The organism is Gracilimonas mengyeensis (genome assembly GCF_900182705.1).
GTDB classification, from domain to species: Bacteria; Bacteroidota; Rhodothermia; order Balneolales; family Balneolaceae; genus Gracilimonas; species Gracilimonas mengyeensis.
The window spans coordinates 23,724-48,510 of record NZ_FXTP01000007.1; the positions used below are offsets into that span (position 1 = coordinate 23,724).

Below are 24,787 nucleotides of genomic sequence, written 5' to 3' on the forward strand. Positions count from 1 at the left end.
CTGTATAATGACATTGCGCTTATACAGCCAGTTTTTACTTTTCACGAGATTTTGTAATAGTACGCGCAATAAAACCAACCCATCCCTTTTCTTTGCGATTTTTGTAAGTCTTTGCTAGCTCACGTACGCCTTGAATTCCACTCGTTATATTTGAAATTACTGGAACTTGACCTAAAGTGAGTGATGCTGCACCATCAACAATTCTTGCATTGCTAAATTCTGAGGAAGCGAGTTCAGCAACAATTCTATTATACTCGTCATTTAAATCTTGTTTAAGTGAGTCAAGTTCTTCAAATTTAGAATTAGTACTAACTTCTTGAATTTTTGATCTATAGCGCATTAATAAATTATCAGATCTAAGGTCATCTACAAAAGGATGGTAGGGTCCTTCTAGAGACTGTAACGAAGGAATACATGGAGCTAAAAGTTTTTCAGAAGTTTGAAGTGTTAATAAACTTTCTTCAAAGGACATCATCCACTTTGCATTGACGGAATTTTCAAGCAATTCCAGACCAAATTTATTTGCGATATAATGATCTACTAAGAAATTATCATAACTACCTGGAGTAGGATAAATACCTAGTTCCCCAAAACCTTGACTACGTCCATGATTATCGTAGCGAGCTTCAGGTAAAAATGCTTGGTGGATTGTTTGCTCCCACGTGTCCCAAGGAAATTTTTTAATTTCAGGTGGGTCTTCAATTCCCTTTGTAAAGTCAGCAGATAGGCCATCTGTTAATAATTCTTCATCAACAAAGTGCACATAGTCCAATTTTTCCATGTTGTAGGGGCAAACAGATCGGCTAACAAACCATAACTCATCATAAAAAAGTAACAATGAAAAGGGAGATTCAATTATAGGCCCAGGACGTCCTCTTTCACTTTCCAAATCATAATAAAAACCAACTGGACTTGAAAAGCCAATAAGTGCTTTACGTTTACTCATAGTGATAAATTCTTGGCTGTATAACATAGTACTGAGCAGATTTGCTAATCCGCAATAAGAAGCCGCATAATATTTTAAATCCCCCTAAAAACCAAGTAAACCCATGTTTTTTCAATGTTATGCGAATTTCATTTCGCTGAAATTTGCATAATATGGTCAGATAAATTTGTAAGGAGTTAGCTCTGGCTTGGTCTTACAAAGTAAAAATGCATCGCTCCGCCCTGTTCATTAAAGGACTCAAAGTAATGGAGATTGGCAACTGCGAGTAATTCATCCACAAGAATGAATTTCTTCACCACACCTTCAAAAAAATTGGTTTCACTGCCTCCATAAAATCCAATTTATAAGCTATATTGGAAGCAATAAATAATCTCAACTATTCAACAAATAACAATTACATATGTTTGATTTAACTGGAAAAGTGGCCGTGGTTACCGGCGGTGGTGGAGTCTTGGGCGGCAGTATCTCAAAAAGCTTGGTCGAAGCCGGGGTTAAAGTGGTCATTCTGGATATTCGGGAAGAGAATGTGAACAACCGCGTGAAGGAATTGAAGGACATGGGCGGTGAAGCCATGGGTGTGGTATCCAGCGTGCTCGATATCGAGGATATGAAGAAAACCCGGCAGACTTTGCTCGACAAATGGGGACGCATAGACATCCTCATCAACGCTGCAGGCGGTAACCTGCCGGGCGCTACCCTGACCGAGGAACAGACGATCTTCGACATGAAAATCGAAGACTTCGAGAAAGTAAACGACCTGAACATGAACGGGACCGTGTACCCCAGTTTGGTATTTGGTGAAGCCATGGCAGAGCAAGGCGAAGGAAGCATCATCACCATTTCCTCCATGGCAACTTATTCGGCCATCACCCGCGTACTCGGATATTCCACCGCCAAAACGGCCATCAACATTTTCACTCAATGGATGGCGATGGAAATGGCGACTAAATTCAGCGAGAAAATACGAGTAAACTCCATCGCCCCGGGTTTCTTCATCGGGGATCAAAACCGCAAGGTGCTCATCAATGAAGACGGTTCATACACCGAGCGAAGCAAGAAAGTATTGGCACGCACGCCCATGGGACGTTTTGGTGATATCTCTGAGCTCAATGGTGCCGTTCAGTTCTTGTGCTCGGATGCGGCATCCTTCATCACCGGGGTTATTTTGCCTGTTGATGGCGGCTTCAGCTCATTCAGTGGCGTTTAATCTTATCTAATCTCATCATACATACAGTACAATGGCTTTAGAAAAAACATGGCGTTGGTTTGGCGAAAAGGATACCATTACACTCGATATGCTGGTCCAAATGGGAGTAGAAGGCGTGATCACGGCCTTGCATCATATTCCCAATGGCGAAGTGTGGCCCGAGAAGGAAATCCTCCGGGTTAAAAATCTCATTGAATCCAAAGGGATGCGCTGGAGTGTGGTGGAAAGTCTTCCGGTGTCGGAAGGAATCAAACTGCACAACGAGGACTATCCCCGGCTCATCGAAAATTACAAGCAATCGGTTCGAAATCTCGGGAAATGCGGGATTGATACCATTTGCTACAATTTCATGCCCGTTCTGGATTGGGCGCGTACTGAGCTCCATTACCGGCTGGAGAACGGCGGTGAGTCAATGTACTTTGATTTCCCCACCTTTGTGGCCTTTGATATTCACATCCTGAAAAGACCCGGAGCCGAAAGGGACTATCCGGAAGAAATAGTAAAACGCGCCGCCGAAGTCTACAGCAACATGACTGAAGAAGAAGCCGAAGCGCTGGCCTACAACATCATTGTGGTTACGCAGGGTTTCATTGACGGGGTAATAGACGGCTCCGTCCCCGATCCCAAGAAGCTGTTCCTTGAATTCATTGATCGATACGAAGGAATGGACAAGGCTAAGATGCGCGAAAACCTAAAGCTCTTTTTGGATGATGTGGTACCCGTAGCCGAAGAAGCAGGCGTGCGCTTTGCCATCCACCCGGATGACCCTCCCTTTCCTGTACTTGGCCTGCCTCGGATTATCGGGCAGGATGAGGATTACGAATGGCTGTTTGAGGCCAACAAATCCGTACACAATGGCATTACCTATTGCACGGGATCACTCTCGGCCCGAGCGGAAAATAAGCCCTTGGAACTGGCTCAAAAGTATGCAGATCGCATTCACTTTGTGCACCTCCGCAATACGCAGTTGCTGGAAGATGGCAGCTTCTACGAATCCGGCCATATCAAAGGCAGCCAGAATATGGCGACCATTTTGGAGGCTCTGCTTTTGGAGCAGCGAAAACGCAAGAAAGAAGGCAGAACGGATTACCGAATGCCCTATCGCCCGGATCACGGCATCAAAATCCTTTCCGATTTTGAGCATGAATATAATCCCGGATATCCCCTCATTGGCCGCCTAAAGGGCCTGGCCGAAATCGATGGAATTATGCGGGGCGTGGAGCATTTTTTGGATAAAATGGAAGGCTAACCAGCGTGAAGCATTCAATTCCAAGCCTCTGCCAACACGACCCCTCTTTGTTTCTCCCCTGCAACGCATGGGAGAAGACTCGTTGGTAAGCTTGATATGCTTTAAGTGAATTACATCACCGTAAAACTGCCGACAAAAAAATCAAAACCCCACAAACATACCCACCAAGGAGCAAGTCTCCCCTTGAGGGGAGATCCGTCAATCAGCTGTTCCTGATTGGCGGTGAGGGGTGTGCGATGGCGCTAAAGGAAAAATAGCCCAACCTGCAACCGGGTTAACTTTAGTCGAGGCACAGCCTCAACGTAAGTGTACTTTTCAAGTTCAACTTGAAAAGATCTGTTGTGCGATGCCACCAGAGGCACGGTATCTAACAAACTCGTGTCCATGCCAATTGATTAAGATAATTCCCAGAACTAACTAACAAGCCCCTGGCTACACGACCCCTCTTTGTTTCTCCCTCCCGAGGATTCGGGACATGGGAGAAGACTCTTAGATAAGCTCCGTCATTCCGCACGCAGCGTAGCGAAGATGCGGGATCTCCCTAATACAACTCAGTTCTTGCAGTCAGGAGATCCCTGGTCTGGGCCAGGGATGACTGGAACACTCAGTTGCTGCATTTAACGAAGCAATCCAATCCCCAGCAGGAAAGTCTCCCCTTGCCTGTCCCGAGTCTTCGGGGAGGAAGATCCGTCAATCAGCTGTTCCTGATTGGCGGTGAGGGGTGTGAGATGGCGCCAAAGGGAAAGAATATCCAAACAAGCAGCCTGATTAACATTAGTCGAGGCACAGCCTCAACGTGCTTTTACTTTTCAAGTTTAACCTGAAAAGATCTATTGGTGAGATCGGAATGAAAACTAACCTTTCCTAAGGATCCAAGTGGATCTTTTGAGGTTGCACCTCAAAAGTAATAGCACAGGAAGGCTTGGCCTTCCATGCATTGCTTTAGAATAGCATCTAATTTCTTGCGATCCCCCATCGTTGATCAACCCGAAAAATCATCCACATAAAAAGCCTGACCCGCTTATGCGAATCAGGCTTTTGAGTTAATGGGAACTGAAACCTGCCGGGATTGCTAAATCAGACAGGGTTCAGACCTAAACTAATCGCCTACTCCATGGGCCGGGCCTGCCTGAATTTTTTGGTACAGGCTGTGGACATAGACAATATATTTTACATAAGCATCCACCCATTCCCGTCCGGCTTCAACGCTTGCATCCTTGTTACTTTTGGCTTCCATAGCTTCAGTAAATAAATGCGACGTTTTTTTACGGATTTGCTTTGCCAGCATATCAGTAACCGGTGCCAGCTTGCCTGAGTTGAGGGCTTCTTCCGCTAATTGAATGTCCTCAGAGCTTTCCTGGGCAGGTTTTAATCCGGTATAAGGCATGCCTTCGGCCTCACGGTGTAAGCGTACCGTCGTCTCCATAAAATAGCGTTCAGCAAGTTTCTGAGAAGCTCCACCTTCCTGATACACGTTAAGACTTCGTTCAAATGCCGTCCGTAGTTCCGGTTCCTGTGATTCACCTATCCAGACTAAAGCGTGGTCGATATCTTTGGTTTCAAGGGCTTGGCGGGCATCCGTAGCTACCGGCCCGTTAACTCGGTCGCAATGAGCTTGAGAAAGGATCGGTGTTAAGGAAAAGAGGGTTAAAAACAGGAGCGTTAATAATGTTGATATTCGAGTATTCATAACGGTTAGTTTTTTGGGTTTTTGATTTTCATCCCCAATCTAACCGCTTGAATACAGCACTAAAATGATATAGATCAAATTAGTGTGGTCATAATCGTTTTAGGACTTTGTAACAGATCTGAGCCTCTCAATATCCTGAATAGCTACCCATTGGCGGCCCGTTTCAATGATACCCTCTTTCTGAAACGTACTCATGACTCTACTGGCCGACTCGGTGGTAGTACCGGCCATGTCAGCCAAATCTTTACGTGAAAATGGAAGCTGCAGCAAAGTACCACCATCTTTCTCTTCCCCAAATTTTCCGGATAAGGTAAGCAGGATATTAGCTATCCGTTTTTCAACCGATTGGGTGGTAAGCTGTTTCACCTGTTCCTGCGAGGCCCGTAACTTTTCTGAGCTAGATTCAAGAAGTGCAATACTCACCGCCGGATATTCCTGCAATACTTCTTTAAAATCTTTTAGTCCGATAGAAAGGATACAGCAACCGCTTTGAGCCACGGCTGATTCTGTATAGACATCGCTGCCCAGTAGCTTCAGCGAGCCGAAATAACTACCAGGATTAAGTATATCCAGCACCACATCCTTACCTTCGTCCGTATATCTAAGCAATTTAACGGCGCCTTCAACTATTACCCGTAAGTAGTGTGCCGGATCTTCCTGGTAATAAATTTCATCTCCTTCGCTGAAATGATTAGCCGAAAACTTTTCTACCACCTTATCCAATTCAGGCTGCTTTAAATCCTGAAAAAAAGGAACCATGCCCAGCTTCTCGGTTTTTAGCTCTATTGAACAATGAAGGTTCTCTAAAGTGGGGTTGTTAAGTGGAGTAGTCTTTCGACTTCCCATGACAGTTATCTAATTATTCAGGTTTCAGTTTCATGACTTTTACCTTCCATTCCCCTGGCATTGCTTGCAGGTATTCCCAATTAAATGGCACATCATTCTCCGCTTCCATCTGATAATATAAGGGTTTAGGATCGTGATCGTTTATGAACAAAAATGCCTCACCCGCTTTTAATTCATCAAAGGCTTCAAACACCATTTCATGACGTTTGGCAGGTGGGTGTGGACGCACATCAAACTTATTCACCACTGTAATATCCGTCGTATCCGCATCATTTTCAGCATGTTTTTGTACGTGAATAACATATTCTCCCTCTTCTTTGCTTTTGTATTTCCAACTATGCTCTCCTTCAAATTTCTTTTGAAAAATTTTATGAATTTCCTCCGGGTCGTCCCCCGCCCTTATCTCCATTACATCATTGGGCAGCATCATTCCATAACGATGGAAAATGGTGTATTTCCAGTCTTTTTTATCTGTTTTACGCAGATCAATGAGTGTGGAAATGCCCGAACTTTTGCTCCCTTCGGAAGCTTCCGTACGGGTTACATGTACTTTCCATTCTTCCGGATCACGCTCCAGATATTCCCAGCCGACTACATCCCCAAAGATAGAGCGGAATTCGTAATACAACGGTTTTGGATCGTGGTCGTTGATGAAAACAAAGCTACCTCCCGCAGGCAGCTCTTTAAATAGCTTCAACAGTTTTTCGTGACGTTTTATAGGAATAAGATTTCTTACATCGATTTCATTTTCGGTTATTGCAGACATTTTTGTCTTATTTAGGGTTAAAAATTTTTTTTGATTTCAGCGGATAGATGTCCTTAACAAATCGGATTCTATCAAACTAATACACAAGGGGTAGCTTACGCTAGTGTCGGATGTCAATATTCTCAATAGCTGGTTCAAGTGTCTGCTCGTACCAAATTTGAACACATTCAGCTACAATCTAAAACGCGCTCATGTGCTCCGCCTTGGAACGTAAGAGCAGCAAAGCTTTTAGTTTTATATGCTATTTGGTTCCAGCGCGGAACGCATGAACCCAGTTATTAATTTATCCTTGGCGACTAATCGCCAAATCCGTGTTCCATTCCTTCATTCAATTTTGCCAAAAAGCTAACGGCCCATTCTCATCCAATTGCCAGCATCCGCTCAATAGGTTTAATTGCTTTTTCAGCTAGTTCTTCCGGCACCTTCACTTCAAACTGATCGTATTCAAGGGCCTCATATACATTCTGCAGGTTAATTCTTTTCATAAACTCACATACCGATTCTTCGTTGGCCGGGATAAAGTTTTTGCCCTGGTTTTCCTTTTTCATCCGGTGTAAGATCCCGGTTTCGGTAGCTACTACAAATTCTTCAGCTTCGGACTCCTTCACAAAATCGATCATCCCGCCGGTAGAATAAATATGGGCATCCTTACAATCGTGGTAAAAAGCTGAATTAAGCATACAGGAAGTAGAGCATCCACACTCAGGATGTATGAGAATTTCGGCTTCAGGATATTCTCTTTGCTTCTCTCCCAGGTTCAAATCACCAATCTTTTCATGCACATGGCAGGCACCGTCCCATATACGCATATTGTCCCGGCCGGTCATAAGTTGGATATAACTGCCCAAAAACTTGTCGGGGCCAAAAAGGATTTCTTTGTCATCGGGGATAGAATTAATAACATCCATAGCATTGGAAGAAGTACAGCAATAATCGGTTTCAGCCTTTACTTCAGCGGTTGTATTTACATACATCACCACTACCGCACCGGGATGCTCACCTTTCCATGTTCGAAGCTGTTCGGCCGTAATGGTATCGGCCAGCGAGCAACCGGCTTCAAGATCAGGAATAAGCACTCTTTTATTCGGGGAGATGACCGAGGTCGTCTCTGCCATAAAGTGTACACCACAGAAGACAATTGTTTCGGCATTGGTTTGGGCAGCTTTTCGGGCCAAACCCAGTGAGTCACCAATGTAATCTGCAATATCCTGCACTTCCGGAATCTGGTAGTTATGCGCCAGGATAATGGCATTTTTCTGTTTCCTGAGATCGTTAATACGAAGTATTAATTCCTCGTTTGTCATGTTATGTAATTATGCTTTTATCATTTCGTTTAAGAACCATCATGAACTCGCTCCCTCATTCGGCTTGATAGCACAATAGTGGCAAGGATTTTAGGAGCTGAATCACATAGATGATCATTGACCCGAGAATCATTAAAAATCCACAACTATTTGCCCAATCCGTGTTATCTGTATTCTCCTCATCCATTTAACAACGGCAACAAGCTGACAGCTCATCACCCCACACAATACGTGCAAGAAAAATCCCCTTCCGCTATATAACTCGTTCGTTCTACCTTTTTCTCAAACACTCTTTGGTAAAATTCCTTTTCGAGTTTGCAAGGCAATTTGGTCACTTTGATGATCTCCCGAAATGGACAGTTACATTCTTTCATGATTAAGCTACCGGAATCCGGGTCCTGTTCAAATTCAGCCATAAACCCTTCTCCGTCCAACATCTGTCGCGTGATCTCAGCTTTATCCTCCTCTGTCTCCGCATCTTTGCTTTCCAGCATCGCTTGCAATTTCCGGTAACGACGATCCCAAAACTTCTGAAAAAAATCTTCCAGGATCCTATGTTCCCCTTCCGTTTGCAGGTACCGAATAAATTCCCGCATCATCTCCGGTTCATACGATGGATACAAAGCATGTCCTTTATTGGTGAGCTGAAATTGCAGGCTGGGGCGCCCCCTCCCCGATCGTTCATAACTACGCACAATGTAGCCGTCCTTCTCCAGTTGTGTAAAATGCTCGCGCACCGTGGTTTTTGCTAAATCCATTTTCTCCACAGAGTCATCAATAGTCAATTGTCCGTGGTGTTTGATGAGATCCAGTAATTCGTTCTTTGGCCCGTTCACCATGGTCGGTTAGATTAAAAGGTTATCAAGTTTCATTTTCAGTTTGGAGAGCACATATTGATGTTCTAAGAAGTGATGCTTCTTCAGATCTTGATCCAATTTTTGAAGTGTAAGATAAAATAGACGAAAAGTAGTACATGCTTCTTTGGGAGGTGTAAAATTATTGGTCAGATCCCGGATTCGTTGCGTGAAATACTCAATATCCTGCTGATCTTTTTCAACAATCTCAGTTTGTTTTTTCAGTGACTGAACCATTCCATCTTTGGGCTCCCCATTCATTTGAAAAAACCTGAGCACATTGGGGAAATATTTTTGATTCTCAAAACTCAGATGCATTTCCAGTTTCTTCTTTAGCTTCTGCACATACCAATTCACCTGATTAATCTTTGGATATTGGGCACCATGAACATCCCAGGCTCTTGCTCCATAATCGTCGGCGTTCTGAATGAGTGAAATGGTATAATCGTGATGTTCTTCTTTCAGATACCGAATTACCAGCTCAGTAGACCAGCTAAAAATTCCATCCGGATAATCAAATTCAGTCCCTTTCTTCAGCTGTTTAATTTCCTTGAGGATCTCCTCTTCATTTCGATTTTCAACAGTACAAACTTCCATCAAGGTTTTATGCTCATTTCCTCGAGTGGGAATGCCAAGTACCTGTAATAACCTGAAACCTCTTTTTTCCTCCTGTAAGAAATCAGCAATGGTTTTCTTTAAAATACCAGGAGGCTCCTTTTCTTCAACATTCATGATGATTTGCACTTTTTCTGATCAATGATGTTTCAATGATAGGCAAAGAAACTTCTATAATCAATATAATCGGTTTTATTAGTTTTAATTTTTCCGTTATAGATTTCCTATAATTGATCAGTGTCTATCAGGTTAACCAACAGGAAATCATTTGAAATCGATCTTACAGGAGCCACGCTTCTTTTACTTCCAATGAACTTATCTAAGCTCAGTTCGAGATGGGAACTACCCCCCCTGCAGAACTAACCCCTCAGCAGGGTCCAATGAATTGCTCCGGACTTCAGGCCGGAGCAATTACCGTAAAAGTTGAAATGTTATCTCGAACTCAGGGTATGTTAGCGTGAGAATTGACCAAAGCTGCATTCCAATCTTCTTATAAATAATAAAATCTATTTTAACCGATTTTATTATTGATTCTCACTAATACACTCTCTAAATTCGAGGCAGAAATAAATGAATTTAACTTAAATCGAATATGGCTTACGTAGTTACCGAAAATTGTATCAACTGTAAGCATACCAACTGTGCGGTTGTCTGTCCTGTGGATGCTTTTCGTGAAGGGCCTAATTTTTTAGCCATCGATCCTGTTGAATGTATTGATTGCGATGCGTGTGTCTCAGAGTGCCCCGTAGAAGCCATTTACCCGGATGATGAAGTTCCCTTGAAGTGGGAACACTACATTGATTTGAACGAACAGCTTTCCGAAGAGTGGTCAGACCGAATCATCAATGAAATGAAAGAACCGCTGCCGGAAGCTGAATTCTGGGCTGACAAGTTCCCTAAGCTGGAAGAATTGATCAGAAAGTGGTGAAGATAGTCAAAAGCTAAATTTTTTAACCCTAAATAAGACAAAAATGTCTGATATAGAACAAGAACTAGACGTGAGGGTTATTCCCCCACCACAAAAACATCCAACGATTTTTAAGACTTTTGAGAACCTGGACGAAGATGAGGCCTTCATTCTGGTAAATGACCACGACCCCAAACCGCTCAGATATCAGATGTCGGCTATGTTGGGAGACAAAGCTTTCCATTGGGAGTACCTGGAAGAAGGGCCAAATGTTTGGAAAGTGCGGATACTTAGAACCAGCACTTAATTGAATTGAATCATGACCGAACAACGACGCCGGATAGCCCGGAAATTGAAAGAGGTGATAGATCCCGAATTAGGAGTGAACATTGTGGATCTTGGGTTGGTCTATGACATCCTTATTGAAGATGGACAGGTCACCATAATTTATACCACCACTACTCCGGGTTGTCCTATGCGTCGTTATCTGCAACAGCAAATTGATAAGGCACTTACAGAAATTGAAGGGATCGAGTCGTCCGAAAGCAAGCTAGTGATGGAACCCGAATGGTCGGTAGATATGATCGTGCCTGATGTCGAGTTTTTTGCTGTTCCACCTCCTCAACTCAATCAATAGCCGGATGCAAGCTTTTCGATTTTCGAACAAATTACTGGCCGGTTTTATGGTTTTTGCAGCTCTTGGTTTACTGACAGGTTTGTATGCCGGGCTTGCCAAATTGGGTTTTTTGGAAGATGTAAATGTAAACATCCCCGGGGGCATCCACGGCCCACTCATGATAAATGCCTTTCTTGGAACCCTTATTGGCCTTGAACGTGCCGCCGCTTTGGAAAAACGATGGACGCTTTCCGGCCCTTTTCTTATGGCCCTATCTGTCGTTTTTATGTTATTTGTGAATCTGCCATACGGGAGCTGGTTATTTACAACCGGCAGCTTTTTCATAACACTCACCCTGTTGTACATCTGTTTCATCCAGCCAAAGATCTATCACTACATCATGGCAATGGGCAGTACTGCTTTGTTCATCGGAAACCTTTTATTTGCCATGGGAGCACCGGTCTTTGAGGTCGTAATCTGGTGGTTAGGCTTTCCCGTACTCACTATTTTTGGGGAGCGACTGGAATTGAACCGAATTATGCGCCCGCCTAAAAAAGCGCAATGGGCTTTTGTAGCTTTTATTTTCATGTGGGTTTTAGGAACTGTTCTGCTTCATGTAAACCGTGTTCATGGCTGGCACCTGGTAATGGTTGCAACACTTGCTTCTGCCCTCTGGCTTATTAAATATGACATTGCTCGAAGGACCATAAAATCGGTGCAATGGACCAGATATAGTGCGTGGTGCCTGATCAGTGGGTTTGGATGGCTGATTTTGACCGCAGTTTTTGGCTTGATATACGGACTGCCAACCGCTGGGCCAATCTATGACGCCCTGCTTCATATGGTGTTTGTGGGATTTGTATTCAGTATGATATTTGCTCATGCTTCTGTCATCATCCCTTCCCTTTCCGGAAAGATCATCCCCTGGAGCCGCTATTTTTATCTGCCATTAGTTTTACTCCATGGATCACTGTTCATCCGAATTGCGGGTGATTTTCTGGGACTCTATGAAATCCGATCTATTGGCTCATGGATCAATGTGTTGGCTATTTTGATGTTTTTAATCGGAATTTGGGTTCTCATTTTTAAAAAAAATGAGTCATAATGTGCCAGTTATTGCCAAATGGATTGGCATCATCAACTTAATGATGATGCCCACCTTCTCCTTTGCGTATCTCCGACAACTCGAAAAATCCCTCCAGGGATCTTTTGAGGTTTCACCTCAAAAGTAACAGCACAAGAAGGCTGCGCCTTCCGAACATTGCTTTGGAATAGCACAAGTGTTTTGCCTTACCCCAACGTTCATCAACCGGTAAGGAATCATCCACATAAAAAAGCCTGACTCGCTTGTGCGAATCAGGCTTTGAGCTCCCCGGAAGTTACAGACTTGTGGATTTTGGCCTCTGTAAAATGACCTCTTAGGGATTTTAAGCGGAGATCCAAAAGAATCCCTGTTTGAAATTGACTTGGAAAAACTGGTCCAAATCTACCCTTTTTTGAATCATTCGAACCTTTGTAAAGCATGGATTTTTGTCCCCCCAAAAAGAATAAACGCTCCCCTGCCAAGAAGGCCAAATTAGTATGAGTTCGACATAAGGATCGCACAAGCATAGGCCGGCCATCGCGAGGAGTGCATTTAAATGCATAAAGATATTATGCGTACTGGCGAAGCGATCCCCTTACCAACGCTCTGTGCATTATCCTGGAGATTGCTACCGACGCAAGTGTGCGGCATAGGCCCAGTATTTGCTCCCAAATGGTCGCTTCCTGCATCATCGAAACTCGCAATGACGGGTTTTATATCAAACTTACGCCAAATTATACCGGAAACTATTGGACTCTGGAAAGGTGAAAAAAAGGCAGCCATTGCCCGAAATTTTTACAATAAGTCGATCTTGGGTAACAACAGCATTGAGTTAATAAATTTCATGTATTCAAGAATTATTCAACAACAATTTTTTTCTGCTTGAACCGGAGGGCATGGTATATTTCCATATGAACAGAACACGCAACAATCGCCAACTTTTGGTTTGATAATATTTTCACACTCCGGGCATTTCCAAAAAAACTGGCAGGAATTTTCCGGCATTTCTTCGTTGGTAGCGAAATCACATTCCGGACAGGTTATCATAGATGTGAATATTAAACCAGTACTCATTATTTGATCAGTTTGAATTATTCAAAACGGGATTATTTAGCTTCTTTAACCCAACATAAAGCCAGATAGCTGATATCAACGTTAAATATCCAGTGATTGTAATCGCCATGCTGATATTGTACAGATCAGCAATAATCCCGGAAAAAATGGCTCCGAAAGCATAACCCGCATCCCGCCATAGCCGATACACTCCAATACTTTCGGCCCGATCTTCTGGATGAACCAAATCAGCCACTGCCGCAAGAAAAGTTGGATACACCATAGCCGTTCCGGTTCCTAAAAGAGCCGATATGATGATAAAAGCAACAAACTGGTCAACCATTGGAAATGCAATAAGACTCAAGGCCTGAACCAGCATCCCCGCCCAGAGCATTTTCTTGCGACCGGTATAATCTGATAACTTTCCAGTTACAATTTGCAGCATGCCCCAAAAAGCAGGATATACTCCCACCACTATTCCAATCTCAGTAAGTGAAAGTCCTGCGGAAGCAAGAAAAATCGGGAAAGCGCCCCAGGCTAAACCATCGGTAAAATTGGTAATCATACCTCCTTGTGAAATGGCCCTGAGGTTGGAATCTTTGAAACTAACTTCCCAAAACAGGTTCTTTTTAACCCGGTCTGTTTTGTGGTTTTTGGATTCATGCTGCACAAAGGGTGCGGTATCTCTTACAAGAAAGATAGACATGATCAGCCCTAAGACGGCCATAAAAATTCCGATATAAAACGGGTAAGGCCTCAGCCCATATTCGCTGGCAATCCAACCGGTAAGAAATGCGACGATGGCAACGGCTAGGTAACCCGCAAATTCATTCAATCCCATAGCCAGGCCACGATCCTTTTCTCCGGCAAGGTCAATTTTCATAATCACATTAGCCGACCACGACAATCCCTGGTTGATACCCAAAAGGATATTTGCAAAAACAATCCAGTTCCAGTCTGGAGCTAACATGAGAATAAATGGAACAGGGAGTCCAAACAACCATCCTATAACCAACATCTTTTTCCGTCCAAATTGCTGAGAAAATCGTCCTGCAAAGTAATTGGCTAGCGCCTTGGTTATACCGAAAACGATGATAAAAGAGAAAATGGCCGTTTTAGCGGCAATACCAAAATCAGTTTCCGCGATCTCAGGTAAAATGGTTCTTTCCAGGCCAACCATACCACCAACAAAGGCATTGATCAAAACCAGAAGTGAAAACTGTTTCCAGTTTTGTTTTAATCCGGGAATGTTTTGCATGGTCAGGTTTTCCGTCATTCTATGGTTTGCTTGTTGTTTGATTGCTTATTTAGTCTCTGAAAGCAATCGCCCATTAAAATACGGATTAACCATCAATGATGATGCCCGCCTTCTCCTTTACGCATCTCCGATAACACAAAGAACGCGCCTTTGGTAACCACCTGGCTTTCCTCGGCTACTTCTTCCAGCAAACGAATCTCTACATAGCCTTCTTCACTCGTTCCAGTTACCACGGGTACCGCTCTTAAATGCGTGCCGCGATGTTCTTCTTCATCGGAATGGGAAGCTTCTTCCATTTCAATATGCCCCTCTTCCTCTTCAACCATGAAGATATATGACTGCCCGCCGTCGGAAACCACAGCTTCTTCAGGTAAGGAAAGCACCGTTTCTTCATCGGTTACAATCATGGCTTCTACATACAATCCCGGTAAGAGGTTTGACTGTTCTTCCATCAGGTGAGCATGTACACGCACAGCTTTGGGGTTTTGCTCAAAAGCTTTTCCAACCGCAAAAATCTCGCCTTTGTACAATTCTGAGGTGGGTTGATTGGCATACCGAAAATACAGTAACTGACCTTCTTTTACCCGGTGCAGGTCTTTTTCATATACCATCAGGTCGATGTGTAATTCACTGTTATCAATCACTTCAAACATATGGTCTCCCGGGGTGATGTAGCTTCCTGTATTCACTTCTACCAAGCGGACGAACCCATTCAGAGGGGAGTGTACCGGCACTTGTGAGCTGATCCTGCCTTCCAACACCTGTTCAGGATTTAATCCCAATAGCTCCAATTTAGATCGAAGTCCTGAAATGCGCGCCTCATTAGAGCGGTACCGTGAAGCACTTTCCTGGAATTCCCGGGCAGAGCCGACCTCTTCATCGAATAGTCGCTTTTTACGCTCATAATCCTGTTGTAAGAACTCCCGTTGTTCGCTGGCTTCAATAAAATGCTGCTGCATATCAATGATGGCCGGATCTTCAATCGTGGCCAATATATCTCCTGTCTCTACGCGATCCCCTTCAATTACGTTGATGTCCGACACCTGTCCTGCCACCAGCGCACTGATGTCTGCCTTTTTCTGCGGGGGCAATTCCAGCATACCGTTAGCTTTAACGGTATTTTTCAGGGGCAGATACGAAAACTGCCCGATTTCGATGCCCACGGCTTCCATTTGCCGTTCGCTGAGTTCTACAGATAAAGCATTTTCGGTATGTCCTTCTTCTTCAGCATGTTCGTCTTCATGCGCATGATCTCCGCCGCCGCAGGCTGCAACAAGCAATAGTCCAAAGAAACTAAAAATGAGTGTACTGTTTTTGATTGATTTCATGATGGTGTTATTTAAGTATTTCAAATTCGTTTTCATTGACCATTCAGGTATTGCCATTCGGCCACCTGCTGCAGATACTCAAGCAGCACCTGTTGGTATTTTTGTTTGATGTCGATGGCTTCATCCAGATAATTTGTGTAGGTCAGATAATTAATCTCACCGGCTTCAAAACTTTTCTGGGCGGTATTTATCAATTCCTCGGCCAGCGCATTTTGTTCGTTTTGATAGAATTTCACCTGCTCCTGAAGCTGTACCAATTCAGAGCGAAGCTGCTTGGTACGCGATTGAAGTTCAAACCGGTAATCCTCCACCTCCATTGACACCGCTTTTGATTCCAGTCTTGCTGCCTTCGAACGCTGATGCTGGGCAGTAAACCACAGAGGAACCTTCAACCCAATATGGATGCCATAGAATCCATCCGTTCCGGCTACTTCCTGCCTTTTATATTGAAGATTGAGATTCGGCAGCCATTGGGAGCGCTGGAGCCCCAATTCAGCTTCAGCCACATTGGATTGCTCCCGCAAGTAGCTGAGTTTCGGATTATCATCGAAGCGCACATCATTCATTCCATTCAGAAAATTCTGGGCCAATTGTTCCAGTGAGCTTTGTTCAATCTGAGCTGAATCCCCGGCATAGGTCCACCGTCGGAGTTCGAAGTAATATTGTTTAAGCTGAGCCTTGGCTTTCATTTGTTCTGTTTGAATGTTTTGGTAACGAGACTTTGCCCCGGTCAACTCCAGTCGCCCGGATTCCCCGGTTTCATATCGAAGCTCGGCGGCTTCCATAAACTGCTGATATACCTCGCTCAACTCATTCAGTATGTGAAGTTGCTGGTGTCCATACGCCGTTTGGTAGTATGCTTTTCTCACCCGTTTAATTAGTTCAGCTTTGGTGAGGTTCAATCCTGCCTGTTGAAGATCCACCTCGGCATTTCCAACCTGTTTTTGATTGATGAATTCCGTCGGAAAGGGCAGCTCCTGACTGATGCCAAAAGATTCGACGCCCACTCCCTGCTCAGCATCGTATTCACTGCGTGAGTAAAAGAGCTCCGTATCGCCGATATCAATGCGTGACTTGCTAAGTGTTTGCTGACTCCTTACCCGTTCAAAGGCTGCCTTCAGGTTCAGGTTGTTTTGCAGAGCTGATTCAATAGCCTCATCCAATGTAACTTCTTGGACTGATTGAGCAAATACATTTGAATGAGCTCCTAACATCAACCCAAAAAATAGAACGATGGGTGCAGCTATCTTAGGTGAATTCATCCTCCAGGAAACACCTTCATCAAAAATCCGATAGAGCACCGGAAGCACCACCAGGGTAAGCAAAGTTGCGGAAATCAAACCACCGATAACCACGGTAGCCAGCGGTCTCTGCACTTCAGCACCGGCAGAGGTTGAAAGCGCCATGGGTAAAAATCCAAGGGCGTCGGTGAAGGCTGTGAGAAGCACCGGACGTAAGCGCTGTCGGGTTCCCTGTAAGATTCGCTCATCGATATCTTTCATACCATCCTCCTTTAGTTGTTTGAAAAAGCTGATAAGTATAATCCCATTCAGCACGGCGATCCCAAACAAGGCGATAAACCCTACGCCAGCCGATATGCTGAACGGAATGCCTCGAATCCACAACGCAAACACACCGCCAATAGCCGCCAGCGGAATGGCCGTAAATACCATAAGGGTTTCTTTGAACGAGCTGAAGGTGAAATACAGCAGTAAAAATATGAGCCCCAGTGCAATCGGAACGGCAATAGAAAGCCGGTCTTTGGCCCGCTGCAGATTCTCAAAAGCACCGCCATAGGTGATATAATACCCAGCCGGAAGATCGAGATTGTTTTCCAGTTCCAGGCGAATCTCGTTGACCAGTGATTCCACATCCCGGTCGCGTACGTTCACGCCCACCACGATTCTTCGGCGGGAATCATCCCGGGAGATCTGTGCCGGTCCCTCCCGATAACCAATGGTTGCAACCTGCTCAAGGGGAACCTGATTCCCGTTGGGCAGGCTAATGTATAAGTCTCTGAGATTTTCGATATCCTGCCGGTACGGCTCCTGAAGTCGAACAACCAGATCAAATCGTCGTTCTCCTTCGAAGACCACACCCGCTTTGCCCCCAGAAAAAGCCGTTTGAATAGCCTGGTTCACATCCTCAATAGCCAATCCATATTGAGCTATCTTATTGCGTTCATATTCTACCACCATTTGTGGCAAGCCGGTGATCTGCTCCACGTTGATATCCGCCGCACCCCGAATACCACCAACAATTCCGGCAGCTTCATTGCCCTGCTCAAACAACACATCCAGATCATCACCATAAATTTTGATGGCTACATCCGAACGCACGCCGGTCATGAGTTCATTGAAACGCATCTCGATAGGCTGGGAAAAGGCGAAGTTTACTCCGGGAACCACAATCATGGCTTCCTGCATTTTCTCTGCCAGTTCTTCTTTGGTTTCCACTTTGGTCCATTGATCCTTATCGTGGAGAATGATGATGATGTCCGACATCTCCATCGACATCGGGTCATTGGGCACTTCCCCGGTTCCAATACGGGAAACCACTTGCTTTACTTCATCCGGAAACTCGTTTACCAGTATTCCTTCCAGTCGTGTATTGGTCTCAATGGTTTGCGAAAGGGAGGTTCCCGGTTTCACCAGCGGGTGGATAGCAAAATCGCCCTCATCCAGTTGAGGGATGAATTCACCTCCCATTCTCAGAAACACGATCAATGCTGAAATAAATAAGGCTCCGGCAACACCCAGCACGAGTGATTTTCTGCGGAGCGCAAAACGGATGGTCGGCTCATAGATACCATTAAAAAAATTCATGATCTTCGCTGAAACACCATTCTTTTCTTTGATATCTCCTTTCAGCAGTACCGAAGATATCATAGGTACGTAGGTCAAACAAAGTATCATGGCTCCCAGCATGGCAAACCCAAAGGTGAGCGCCATTGGGGTGAACATCTTGCCTTCAATGCCGGTCAGTGAAAGAATCGGGATAAACACAATCAGGATAATCACCTGCCCGAAGATAGCGGAGCGCATCATCCGGCTGGACGATTGAATGGTCAGCTCATCCACTTTGGCCGCCCGTTCAGCTCCGGTCAACTTCGAAAGCATACCTGATTTCGTTGTGAGCTGATACAGCGTGAATTCCACGATGATCACCGCTCCATCAATGATGATCCCAAAGTCAATGGCTCCGAGACTCATCAGGTTGGCCGATACCCCAAACAGGTTCATCATGCCCAGCGCAAATAACATGGACAATGGAATAACCGAAGCCACAATCAGGCCGGACCGGAAATTTCCGATCAATAGAACCAGTACAAAGATTACGATTAATCCACCAAGAATCAGGTTTTCCGAAACGGTAGCAGTGGTTTCGCTGATAAGTTCAGTGCGGTCCAGAAATGGTGTAATCACCACCCCTTCCGGCAACGACTCCTGCACCTGTGCAATCCGTTCTTTGATACGGTCGATGACTTCATTGGTGTTTTCGCCTTTAAGCATCAGAAGCTGTCCGCCTACTTTCTCACCTTCGCCATTGGCAGTAATGGCTCCATATCTCACGGCATGACCATAGCCCACTTCAGCCACATCACCTATAATAACCGGAATGTTATTCTCCGTTTTGATGACGGTTTCGCGAATGTCATCCAGGGTTTGTACCTGCCCTTGGCCCCGAATAAAATATGTCTCCGAGCCTTTTTCGATGTAGCTTCCGCCGGTGTTTTCGTTATTTGCCTCCAGTGCATCATACACCTCTGTCAGCGTAATGTTCATGCTGCGTAACTTCTCAGGGTTCACAGCCACCTCGTACTGCTTCAGGTAACCGCCCCAGCTGTTAATCTCCACTACACCTTGTATACCGGATAACTGCCTGCGAACAATCCAGTCCTGAATAGACCGCAATTCCATGGCATCATAATGATCCGCATATTTCGGTTCCACATCCAGGATGTACTGGTATATCTCACCCAATCCAGTGGTGATGGGAGCCATTTCCGGCGTTCCCATTTCGGCGGGAATTTCTTTTTCGGCCTTTTTAAGCTGTTCTGAAACCAATTGTCGGGGAAGATAGGTACCCATGTCTTCCTCAAAAACAATCGTGACAATGGAAAGACCGAGTTTGGATACCGACCGCATTTCCACCACACCCGGGAGGTTGGCCATCGCCAGCTCCACCGGAAAGGTGATAAATTGTTCGACTTCCTGCGTAGCCAGGTTCGGGGAAGTAGTTATGACGCGCACCTGATTGTTGGTGATATCCGGTACGGCATCAATCGAAAGCTGTGTTAATGAATAAGTACCCCATGCAGCCAAAGCGATCGTCAGCAGACTAATAATCAGCTTATTCCGCACAGAATAGCGAATGATATTGTTAATCATGTCAGAGAGATGTAGAAATTGTGTGTTTAAAAGTGGATTGAATCAGACATAGGTTTCCCTGATATCAATCTTAGAAGAAGTGCAAGGCAGATAGTACACTGCCAGAAAAAGAAGGGTTTTAAATCAGAAGGCGAGTAATCCGGAGTGTATGCTGTGATTCCGGAGGTGGCAATGGGTGTTCCTGAAGAGTTATTGGCCGATGAGGACGCTCTGAGATATGGCTAAACCCGTCGCAGTCATTTCCATAGCTCACCGGAAGGTCGAAATCGGTGTCCTGCTTTTTAAAGGTCAGTGCCAGGTTATCAAAACAACAGGAGCTATGGAAAGAATGGGCGTCGTTTTCCTCATCCATGAGATGAAATCCATCGGCATTTTCATGATGATCGACCACTAATTCGAAACAACCTTCATCGGCATTAAACACCGAATAGATAGAATGGGACTCCGCAAAACCAAGAATCTTAACCGGCAGTACAATAGCCATCATCACCCACGAAAGGATAAATCCTGCTGTGGTGAGCCAATTAATTCTATGTATGTGTGAGCGAAAAAACTTCATTGCGCGTAATGGTAAGCATATTTTCGATGCAGGGCAACGGATTGAGGTGTTTCGCTAAGTAAAACTCAAAGAGGGATGTAAGACGGCGCCGAAGGCATGGTGTTTTATGTAATTGTTATCATAGCATCTGAAAACATTCTTTCATTGAACGAAATATCCAGCATATTGCTATGAAAGCGTTCTCTCCAGAAAAAACAAATTGAGCTTCCCGGAAGTTACCGACTTGCGAATTTTGTTCACCATAAAATGGCCTCCAGGGCTTTAAACAGGGGGGCGAAAGGTTATCGCTTCGAAATTGACTGGGTAAAACTGCTTGAAAGGTTCCATTCGTAATTGAATGGAACCTATTATTCATAGCACTATATCTACTTAATTTATTCAAACTCGATGATATCAGCGGTAATGGAAACCGATGCTTTTGTATAAACTATAAAGTTCGCCGTGTTGGAGTCATATTGAATGTTAATAAGCGCCAGTTTTCTCCCTTCTATCGATTCCCCTTGTTTTTCGAAGTTATCCCAAAGCGATTCACGAGCTTCTTTATATAACATTTTATTTCCATCAAGAGGAATTAAACCTATAGAATTAGTGGCAACGCCCCATGAATAACTGGCTCCAAATAAATTCGATGTTTCAGATGAGCCTGTAACGTTTTTAGCCACAATAGTATAGTTTCCTTCTTTTAGTTGAACCTCGGTACTATTAGACGCCATAAACATACCTGCGTTTCCACATCCAGTAAGCAGAAATGCCACGGCCAAAAGAATGATAAATGAATAAGATTTCATATTGATAAGATTATTTTTCATTGGATTGTTGTTTTATTTGTTGTACTTCTTGTTTAAAAAAATCCTGTAAGCGATGAGTACCGTAGCGGGTTGCAATATTGTCGCGCGCCATAAGTGTGAGAAAGTATTCAAGCGGTCCAAATCTTTGCTCGGGTAGAAAAATCTTAGCTGTTTTTAGTATCAATAACCTGATCCAGCCCGGAAGGTGAACAATGCCAGCCGGTTTATTCCACGCGCATAAAGCCATTTCTGCTATCTCATTTTGAGTGAGAATATCTGGTCCGCCTACCACTATCACTTTTTCTTTCTGCGCAATAGCCCGTACACACACTTCCGCAAGGTCAGCACCATGGATAGGGTTTAGCTTTAACTCTCCATTCCCAAACAACACCACCCTTCCTTTTTCAGCCATGTAAAGCACATCCCGCAAATCTGAAAAAAATCCATTGGGTCGGATGACGGTATATTCTAATCCCGAGGCTTTAAGGACATCTACGAACCGTTCCTTAGCTTCGGTAATCTTAAGGTGGCGCAGCTTGTCTCCGTCTATAACAGATACACATATAAATTTTCTAACCCCGGCTCGTTCTGCTTCCTGCAATAAGTTCACATTTGCCTGGTAATCGACATCCATATAGGTGAGGCCGTCTTTCTGCCGGGTGATACCAACGGTTGATATCACTGTCTCAACATCTTTAAAAACACCACTTAGTGTTTCCGGCTGCGTTACTTCAGCCTGAACTATCTTGATATTTCGGTGTTTCAGATCTTTCAACTTTTCTGAAGCCCGAACCAAAGCTACAGCTGGTATCTTCCAGTTATCCAGTTCTTCTAGTATATATTTGCCGAGATAGCCACTGGCTCCGACAACTAATATTTTTGTCATGGTGCATTTCTTTTGATTGCGAAGCCAATATCTACAGGTTTGATGCACTAATCGTACGGAATGATATTTTCGGCGCTTTTATGAGATCCCGGACTTTTTAGAGAAGAGAAAGGCTGCCTGCAAAAGAATGAGAACAATGAATTGAAACAGTAGCAGCATCTTATTGTAACGTGAGTTCGAGATAAAGTTTTGATATTAAATAGTTGCTCCGGCCTTTAGGCCGGTAGATAGATGCAAATAAAACAAAGCTTTGCCCCATTTTTTTTGCTTAAATTTTGATTCAAAGCTTTGGCAATACCGACTTTTAAGCTTGTAGAGACCAACCCTCGGTACACATAATAGCTCACAAACCATCTGTGACTCGGGTTAATAGTTTCAATGCTGCTTTTCCACCGGCCTGAAGGCCGGAGCAATTGAGCTCTTATCTCGAACTCAGGTTATTTTATACTTCCATATTAATAATGCTAACCTCTTTGCAGGATAATGACAAAAAGTGATCCCTTTTTTTTGAGAAGAGCAAGGAATTGCAAACGAAGATTCTGTTGCCGATTGATACTCTGTAGGGGCTTAGAATCAAGTCTCTTACTTATGCTCCTTCAACCACTTGCGTGGGGTAATGCCAGTTTTCTTTTTGAAGTAATCATTGAAAGTGGATTTAGAATTAAATCCGCTTTCGAAAGCTAAACCCAATAAGGTGAAATTCTTATTAGCGGGATCCAGCGCCTTCTGCTTAAAACACTCCAGCCGGAAATTATTAACATAATCGTTGAAGCTTACCCCCACCTGGTCGTTCAGCATCCATGAGAGTTTATTGGGGTGAAGTCCGGCTTCATCAGCCAGGGTTCTTAGAGATAATCCCGTATCTAAATAGCGTGCATCCTTTTGCATCAACTGGTCGAGTTTCTCCAGAGCCATGTCGATCTCTGCAGTCTGCATCAATGCTCTGCCATCAACCTCATTCTTTCTCTGCGCACTTCCGTTACTCAGCTCCTTTCCTGAACGTTTGTTGGGTAAGCGGGAAGGTTCGAATGTTTTTGTGACCAATGCTTTAAAACCATCTGTTTCCCTAATGTTGTCAAGAAAAGGGCGGCTGAGGAAGTTTGCAAACTGACCTCTTTTATCTGCTACAGCTCCATCAAGGAGTTTCATTGCTTTGTCTTGGTCCCCAAATTGCGCATATAATAATAAAGGCCAGGGCGTAATTGTAAAACCTTCCTCATTTACAACTTCATCTATATCCTCACGCTTGATACCATGATCGCTGGGTTGATGAGTTAATTTATATAACATCTCACATGATCTCGGAGAATCGGTCAATAGTGTATTATTAAGATACACCTCCAGAGCCTCTTTTCTTTTTAGTTTGATAAGATTTAGATGCTTTATCGTGATAGCATGGGTAAAACCGGGGTCGATCTGAAGAGCTTTTTCTGTACTTGCAAGAGCTGATTCATAATCTTCCTGCAAGTAATGAATATTTGCTTTGGTAAAATGATGATTGGGAGAAAGAGGATCCAGTTGAAGGATATGTTTGGTATGATCCATGGCTTCATCGAACCAGCCAATGGCCGTATATAATTCAGCTAATCCCTCCTCAGCTTCCGTATAGGATGGATTTAAAGTCATGGATTTGAGATACTGCTTTTCTGCTTCCCGGTAATTCCAATGCCCCCAAAATTCGAGTGTTGCTTTGCTGTAGTACCCCAGAAATGACTGTTCGTCGATCTCAAATCCCCGGTCTATATAATCAGCTACCAAATCAAGTGAGGCCATATTTGGGGTCCATGATCCAAACATAGAATGGCAGTAACCCGCTCCAAAATAGGGCCAGGAAAATCCCGGATCCATCTCTATACATTGTGGATAAAACTGCATTGCATTTCCAATCCCCACACTATCCCATCGCAAATGATTATATCGCGCTTTTAAGTAGAGATTATAGGCCTGAATATTTTGAGTGGGCACATCCACCAGGTGTTCTCCTATTTCCAGGTGGCCAAAATTTTCCCTGATTTGTTCCGCAATAGCTAAACTGATCTCATCCTGAAGCTCAAAGATATCCTCAATATCACGATCAAAACGACCCGACCATATTTGAAATCCATCGGTCGTTTGTATCAGCTGAGCAGAGATCCTGACTCTCTTTTTTGACTTACGTACACTCCCCTCCAATACCGTAGACACACCCAGCTGATTACCAATATGACGCACATCCATATGCCGCCCTTTGAACGCAAAAGAAGAAGTTCTCGCAGTAACTTTTAAACCCTGAATCCGGGTCAATGCATTAATGATATCTTCGGTAATGCCATCACTGAAATATTCATTTTCAGGATCTGAACTGAGGTTCAGAAATGGCAGAATAGCTATGGATTTGTTATCGATCAAAGATAAAGTAGGTGTTTAAGTACTACCCGTTATTCATATATACAGGAAGAAG

Annotated in this window: 22 protein-coding genes; 7 read left to right on the top strand and 15 right to left on the bottom strand. The window is 44.0% G+C overall.

The window, feature by feature from the left end; translation table 11 throughout:
* Positions 1-34 precede the first annotated feature (34 nt).
* Positions 35-946, bottom strand: a complete 912-nt coding sequence (locus FN815_RS08860; protein WP_142454277.1) for a hypothetical protein — start codon at positions 944-946, stop codon at positions 35-37.
* 400 nt (positions 947-1,346) lie between these two features.
* On the opposite strand from FN815_RS08860, the gene FN815_RS08865 reads away from it, so the two are divergent.
* Positions 1,347-2,153, top strand: a complete 807-nt coding sequence (locus tag FN815_RS08865; RefSeq protein WP_142454278.1) for an SDR family oxidoreductase — start codon at positions 1,347-1,349, stop codon at positions 2,151-2,153.
* Positions 2,154-2,184: 31 nt separating this feature from the next.
* Positions 2,185-3,402, top strand: coding sequence for a mannonate dehydratase (uxuA, locus tag FN815_RS08870; RefSeq protein WP_142454279.1), 1,218 nt, complete (start codon positions 2,185-2,187; stop codon positions 3,400-3,402).
* A gap of 1,099 nt (positions 3,403-4,501) precedes the next feature.
* Here the strand turns inward: uxuA and FN815_RS08875 are convergent.
* From FN815_RS08875 to FN815_RS08900, 6 genes are all read right to left on the bottom strand, one after another.
* Entirely contained in the window at positions 4,502-5,092 is a 591-nt protein-coding gene (locus FN815_RS08875) for a DUF6448 family protein (RefSeq protein ID WP_142454280.1), read from the bottom strand.
* Between the two features lie 99 nt (positions 5,093-5,191).
* Positions 5,192-5,938, bottom strand: coding sequence for a Crp/Fnr family transcriptional regulator (locus tag FN815_RS08880; RefSeq protein WP_142454281.1), 747 nt, complete (start codon positions 5,936-5,938; stop codon positions 5,192-5,194).
* A 13-nt stretch (positions 5,939-5,951) separates the two neighbouring features.
* On the bottom strand, positions 5,952-6,704 hold the full coding sequence (locus FN815_RS08885) for a DUF2249 domain-containing protein (RefSeq protein WP_142454282.1): 753 nt from the start codon (positions 6,702-6,704) through the stop codon (positions 5,952-5,954).
* A gap of 359 nt (positions 6,705-7,063) precedes the next feature.
* A complete protein-coding gene (gene nadA, locus FN815_RS08890; protein ID WP_142454283.1) occupies positions 7,064-8,008 on the bottom strand; it encodes a quinolinate synthase NadA in 945 nt (314 codons plus the stop codon).
* A 215-nt stretch (positions 8,009-8,223) separates the two neighbouring features.
* A complete protein-coding gene (locus tag FN815_RS08895) occupies positions 8,224-8,847 on the bottom strand; it encodes a helix-turn-helix transcriptional regulator (RefSeq protein WP_142454284.1) in 624 nt (207 codons plus the stop codon).
* Positions 8,848-8,853: 6 nt separating this feature from the next.
* Positions 8,854-9,594 (bottom strand): hemerythrin domain-containing protein, encoded by a 741-nt coding sequence (locus FN815_RS08900; RefSeq protein ID WP_142454285.1) that lies wholly within the window; start codon positions 9,592-9,594, stop codon positions 8,854-8,856.
* Positions 9,595-10,069: 475 nt separating this feature from the next.
* On the opposite strand from FN815_RS08900, the gene FN815_RS08905 reads away from it, so the two are divergent.
* The 5 genes from FN815_RS08905 to FN815_RS08925 all read left to right on the top strand — a co-directional run bounded on the left by FN815_RS08905 (position 10,070) and on the right by FN815_RS08925 (position 12,970).
* Positions 10,070-10,405 (top strand): ferredoxin family protein, encoded by a 336-nt coding sequence (locus FN815_RS08905; RefSeq protein ID WP_142454286.1) that lies wholly within the window; start codon positions 10,070-10,072, stop codon positions 10,403-10,405.
* Positions 10,406-10,448: 43 nt separating this feature from the next.
* Positions 10,449-10,691, top strand: coding sequence for a DUF2249 domain-containing protein (locus FN815_RS08910; RefSeq protein ID WP_142454287.1), 243 nt, complete (start codon positions 10,449-10,451; stop codon positions 10,689-10,691).
* A gap of 12 nt (positions 10,692-10,703) precedes the next feature.
* Entirely contained in the window at positions 10,704-11,021 is a 318-nt protein-coding gene (locus FN815_RS19230) for a metal-sulfur cluster assembly factor (RefSeq protein ID WP_142454288.1), read from the top strand.
* A 4-nt stretch (positions 11,022-11,025) separates the two neighbouring features.
* A complete protein-coding gene (locus FN815_RS08920) occupies positions 11,026-12,105 on the top strand; it encodes a hypothetical protein (protein WP_142454289.1) in 1,080 nt (359 codons plus the stop codon).
* Between the two features lie 535 nt (positions 12,106-12,640).
* A complete protein-coding gene (locus FN815_RS08925) occupies positions 12,641-12,970 on the top strand; it encodes a hypothetical protein (protein ID WP_142454290.1) in 330 nt (109 codons plus the stop codon).
* On the opposite strand, the gene FN815_RS19280 is transcribed toward FN815_RS08925, so the two are convergent.
* The 8 genes from FN815_RS19280 to FN815_RS08965 form a co-directional block, all read right to left on the bottom strand.
* The gene (locus FN815_RS19280) at positions 12,946-13,158 is read right to left on the bottom strand and encodes a GDCCVxC domain-containing (seleno)protein (protein WP_342780480.1); all 213 of its coding nucleotides are present in this window, start codon (positions 13,156-13,158) and stop codon (positions 12,946-12,948) included. The genes FN815_RS08925 and FN815_RS19280 overlap by 25 nt on opposite strands.
* A gap of 7 nt (positions 13,159-13,165) precedes the next feature.
* On the bottom strand, positions 13,166-14,413 hold the full coding sequence (locus tag FN815_RS08935; RefSeq protein WP_246075217.1) for an MFS transporter: 1,248 nt from the start codon (positions 14,411-14,413) through the stop codon (positions 13,166-13,168).
* A 74-nt stretch (positions 14,414-14,487) separates the two neighbouring features.
* On the bottom strand, positions 14,488-15,723 hold the full coding sequence (locus FN815_RS08940; RefSeq protein ID WP_185957233.1) for an efflux RND transporter periplasmic adaptor subunit: 1,236 nt from the start codon (positions 15,721-15,723) through the stop codon (positions 14,488-14,490).
* 32 nt (positions 15,724-15,755) lie between these two features.
* Positions 15,756-20,114 (bottom strand): CusA/CzcA family heavy metal efflux RND transporter, encoded by a 4,359-nt coding sequence (locus FN815_RS08945; RefSeq protein ID WP_142454292.1) that lies wholly within the window; start codon positions 20,112-20,114, stop codon positions 15,756-15,758.
* 118 nt (positions 20,115-20,232) lie between these two features.
* Positions 20,233-20,673, bottom strand: a complete 441-nt coding sequence (locus FN815_RS08950) for a hypothetical protein (protein WP_142454293.1) — start codon at positions 20,671-20,673, stop codon at positions 20,233-20,235.
* A gap of 374 nt (positions 20,674-21,047) precedes the next feature.
* Entirely contained in the window at positions 21,048-21,482 is a 435-nt protein-coding gene (locus FN815_RS08955) for a DUF6567 family protein (RefSeq protein ID WP_142454294.1), read from the bottom strand.
* Entirely contained in the window at positions 21,472-22,347 is an 876-nt protein-coding gene (locus tag FN815_RS08960; RefSeq protein WP_142454295.1) for an SDR family oxidoreductase, read from the bottom strand. Before FN815_RS08960 ends, FN815_RS08955 begins: the two co-directional genes overlap by 11 nt.
* Before the next feature lie 582 nt (positions 22,348-22,929).
* Complete coding sequence (locus tag FN815_RS08965; protein WP_221930291.1) at positions 22,930-24,735, bottom strand: helix-turn-helix domain-containing protein; 1,806 nt, start codon at positions 24,733-24,735, stop codon at positions 22,930-22,932.
* Positions 24,736-24,787 lie beyond the last annotated feature (52 nt).